The following is a 4121-nucleotide window of genomic DNA, read 5'->3' as shown; positions in this document are numbered from 1 at the left end:
GTCGTGGCCGGTCAAGGACGGCCCGGGCAATGTCGCGACGTGGAGCGACCTGGCAGGATTTTCCGGCTATCCGGAGGAGGTTGTCGCGCACAGGTCAATTCTTGCGCATTTCCTTGGCTACCTGCAAAAGTTTAGAAAGTCTACCCTTTTTGTCGACAGGCGCAAGACTAGCGCATACCTTGGAGACGAGGTAAAGAAGATCATGGCGGGGCAGGTGTACGTCATCGACATCGCCAGGCTCCCGACGCTTGAGGAGCAGTCGCTGGTGGTCGGAGACGTAATGCACGCCGTAGACGAGATGTATGCGGCCAAGAGCCTGACTGGAAAGGGGCCCGGCAAGACGGCCAAGTACATGCTCATATTCATAGACGAGATAAACAGGTTCCTGCCAAGCTCTGTCCCCGGCATGAAGAGGATGTCTGCCACCGCCGAGCAGATAATGAGGACAGTCATTGCCGGCAAGTCAAGGAATACCGTGCTTTTTTCCGCCCAGCAGTTCAAGAGCGCGGTTGACGGCGCCCTGCATGAAAACACCGGCACGCACATGTTTGCCAAGCTGGGCCCGGCCGAGCTTGCGGCACCTTCCTACGGCATGATAAGCGAGCACACAAGGGGGAACATTGTCAGGCTCAACAAGGGCGAGATCGTCATGACCCATCCCGCGTTCAGGCACCCCATAAAGATCACGTTTCCCCGGGTGCCGTTCAAAAAATCACGACAACAAGTATAAATCAATCAAGAGTCGCCGGGCTTGCATGACGGAATATTACCACATGCACGCGCTGATAGCCACCACCGTAGACGGCACGTGCAAAAGTGCAGGCACGCCCCAGCACGTCACCGTGTGTTCCAAGATGGGCTTTACCCACGCAAACGAGGTCCGCTGCGAGCTGCGCCCGGGGACAGTGCCGCCAAACGCCGCATGCAAGTGCGTACACGAAATACCTGACGGCGCGAGGGTCCCGAGCGGGTTCCGGATGGTGCCAAAGGCAGAGCAGAGAAGGTGGAAGAAAGGCGCCAAGCTCAAGAAGAGCGGCAGTAGAAAGTGAAAGCACGTTAGAGAATTTTTAAAGCTCTTGGGCTTTGCAGCATGATGTTTACTACAGGCAGTATAAAAGAATAATTATTTTGCCATGTTTCCACTGGAAACGCGCGCTAGTGGTATAAGGTAGCGGGTTCGGTGGTTTGTCGTTCTTTGGAGTGCTTTTCTCGGGATTCCATTGATTATAGATGGATGTTAGCTTAAGTTTTTGCGTTTGCTAGTGAAGATGCCGGAAGGAAAGCACTGTCTGCTATTACCTCAGCCTGAATTTTTTTTCCTGCGGGTCATATGTTATGTCATCCATGCCAATCGTCCTAAATCCTTTGTCGCGCAGATATTGCATCTCTGCTGCAAACAGCGACGCCGACGGGCTTGTCCCTCCTTCGTTTATCCTATGGTACATGATTATCGGTATGTTTACGATGCCGCCTTCTGCATCAACCTCTCCCAAGTTTACCGTCTTTACAAAGCCGTCCAGCATCTGCTGCTCTGTCATGTTACCGTTTCTGCTGTAGGCGTCGTGTGACCATTGCGCCATCGTGTACCTGTTGCTTTTGTTGTATGTCCCATCGGCGTTTGATATTTCGCAGCTACCTCCGCAGTCCGCGGGTTGCGGGGCGCCACCCGACCCTTTACCGTAGGCGTGGAAGTTGCTGATAATGCCAACTATTCTTGGGTCTTCATCTCCCTCGTTGAATGGGATGGCAAATGCATCTCCTGTTGAGCCATGTTGTATTACCATCTCTTTGCAATCACGAACAGCTATGGTAACCTGCTCGTTCGTCAGCGTCGGCAGGCGGGCGTGGGTCATTCCATGGTTCTGGATGTCTTGACCATCAGATACCAATTGGTCAACTTGTTTCCAATTCACATATCCATCTCTCGTTGAATTAGCATAGTCGCAAACTATCCAGAACGTGCCTTTCAGGCCATATTGCTCAAGGACAGGGTAGGCGTGGTTGTATTGGCTCTGAAAGCCGTCGTCAAAATGTATCATGACATACTTGGCCGGTTGCGCAAGCGGTGCACGCTTGCTTGTCAACTTCATGTTCAGATCGGCGTCCAGCTGGCTCACCCACCGGTTTTCCCGTTGCTCGTAAGACCTGTGGAAAGTTTTCCTACCGTCAAATAGCCCTGCCGCATCCATTGTGATGCCGAGACGGTTATCGTCATCCCCTCCATCATAAAGAATCCCGACGCCGTCTCCTGGCTGCAGCACGTACCCTTTGTCAAAAATACCAAGAGTAAAAGAATAGTCTTTGTACTCTGTTTCAACTGCCCCTGCATCTATCGACCCAAAAAGTTTCACTAGTGTCAGATTGCTGTCAAACACCCCGACAGCAGCCAGTCCAGTTGGAGAACCTTTCTTTTCTAATCTCAACTGAATGGTGTCTATCTCTTGTCCGGCAAGGCTCGACTGGCTGCTGATATATTCAACGTGTGCCTTCATGCCCGAATACAGGCGCAACCTTTCCGTGCCGTTGATATTCTCCATCAGGACATATGCGTTTTCATCTGCCGTAAAGATGGTGTTTATAATGAAAGGACCCAAGATGGACGTTCCTATTGCGATTACAAAAAGTGCCGTTCCTGTCGCGATAACAACAATGTAGAGGACCTCGCGGGATCTCAAGACGGCTAACTGCTGTATTTTAGATCCGCGCCTAATAGTATGTCGTTATAGTCGTTCCGGAAGCAACATGAAATTCAATCGAACGCCGTTTGCAGCTGACCAATGCATAGAGTTCAAGAAGATGTCGAGTGCGTCGATATGGGGCGCCTGCATCATTGCTTTTGTGTCGTCATGGCTGGGGAGGAATCCCTAAAATAGGGAGTTAGAGATGCGGGTTCGGTGGGATTCGGACCCACGACATTTTAACCCAGTTTTTAGGCTGATTGGTTAAGAGCCAAACGCTCTACCTGGCTGAGCTACGAACCCGCAAAAGTTTTTTGAGAAATGCGTTATTTAAACGTAAACAACAAGAAAGCGGAAGAAAGGGAGGGGAGAAGGCTCTAGGCCGACTTGGCCAGAGCTTCCTGCCTGTCTTTGATTATCTTGACTATTGCCTCAGACGTGGAGCAGTTCATCGCCTGCTTTTCGGCCAAGATGTGCCTATAGGCGTCAAGGGTGATGTAGACAGGGATGGAGCCGGTGCCTTCGAGGAGCGCCTTTACGCGCAGCAGGCCGTTTTCCATGCCGCGCTCGGCAATCTTGCTCAGCTTGACCTTGTCGAGGAATCCGCCAAGCGGGCCCATCGGCATGTCATAGTCGACGTCGAGCGAGACCTTGCTCTTTTTCTCGCCCAGCTCGTCAAAGCTGGCCGTTATCTGCCACCTCTTGAAGGGACCCTCGATCATTTTTGCAACGATCTTGCGAAGCGGGATGTATTCTATAGTCTCGCAGTCCCACTCGAGCCTCTTGCCGTCGAAATCGCCGCTGATCCTGAAAATTGTTCCAACGCCAAAGCCGTTCTTTACGTTTACTGGAATGACGTTCAGCCCCATGTTTTCTGGGAACTGGTCAGCCATGTGCTCCGGCCTTGCAAAATAAGTGAATGCCTCGGTGACAGGAGCATTGATTTCCACGCTCTTCTTTATAACTGTCATTAGGAAAACAACTCGCCAATCTGAATTTAAAGGTTTTGACAGTAAGGTAAGCAGTCATTTTTTACTTACCACAATCAAAAACTGCAGGGATTAGATGTAAACGCGATTTTTCTGCACCTTCCAGTGGATCAGGGTTTGCTCTCTGCATTTGACGGTAGAGCCTTTTACCACACAATTTGTCCAAGGATGTGGCTTGCATAGAAGAAGTAACCGAATTGCCGTTTTCCACTGGAAACGCGCACACACGGTTTACAGAAAGAGCGAAGGGCCGAAGGGGTTAGGCCAGCGGGTTGGCGTTCACGATTTCGTCCAGGCACTTTACCACGTCCGGCTTGGTCACCGGGATCGGGTTGTTGTCCAGGTGGCCCTTGTCCGGCATGATGACGTCCGCAGCCGCGTCCAGCGGCTGCTTTAGCTTTAATGGTTCGAATTTCAGCTTTTGCGCGATTTCCTTGAACCGCTTGTAGTAGAC

At 51.3% G+C, this 4121-nt stretch carries 3 protein-coding genes, 1 tRNA gene and 2 pseudogenes; 2 read left to right on the top strand and 4 right to left on the bottom strand.

What is annotated here, in order from left to right; genetic code table 11:
- Together ACREAY_RS10300 and ACREAY_RS10295 are read left to right on the top strand one after the other, a co-directional pair.
- A pseudogene (locus ACREAY_RS10300) lies at positions 1 to 730 on the top strand (hypothetical protein); the annotation flags it as partial.
- Positions 731 to 755: 25 nt separating this feature from the next.
- A complete protein-coding gene (locus tag ACREAY_RS10295; protein ID WP_431755685.1) occupies positions 756 to 1049 on the top strand; it encodes a hypothetical protein in 294 nt (97 codons plus the stop codon).
- 246 nt (positions 1050 to 1295) lie between these two features.
- Here ACREAY_RS10295 and ACREAY_RS10290 read toward each other — a convergent pair whose 3' ends face one another.
- The 4 genes and pseudogenes from ACREAY_RS10290 to ACREAY_RS10275 form a co-directional block, all read right to left on the bottom strand.
- Positions 1296 to 2675 carry a polysaccharide deacetylase family protein gene (locus ACREAY_RS10290; RefSeq protein ID WP_431755684.1) on the bottom strand — a complete coding sequence of 460 codons (1380 nt, stop codon included), beginning with the start codon at positions 2673 to 2675 and terminating at the stop codon, positions 1296 to 1298.
- A gap of 211 nt (positions 2676 to 2886) precedes the next feature.
- Positions 2887 to 2981 (bottom strand) — tRNA-Lys (locus ACREAY_RS10285).
- 74 nt (positions 2982 to 3055) lie between these two features.
- Complete coding sequence (locus ACREAY_RS10280) at positions 3056 to 3649, bottom strand: SRPBCC family protein (protein ID WP_431755683.1); 594 nt, start codon at positions 3647 to 3649, stop codon at positions 3056 to 3058.
- A gap of 277 nt (positions 3650 to 3926) precedes the next feature.
- Positions 3927 to 4121 (bottom strand): annotated as a pseudogene (locus ACREAY_RS10275) (iron-containing alcohol dehydrogenase); the annotation flags it as partial.

This window comes from Nitrososphaera sp. (assembly GCF_050748925.1).
In the GTDB taxonomy this organism is placed as follows: Archaea; Thermoproteota; Nitrososphaeria; order Nitrososphaerales; family Nitrososphaeraceae; genus Nitrososphaera.
Note: the sequence above shows the minus strand (reverse complement) of the source record. Positions and strands in the feature narration are given on the sequence as shown.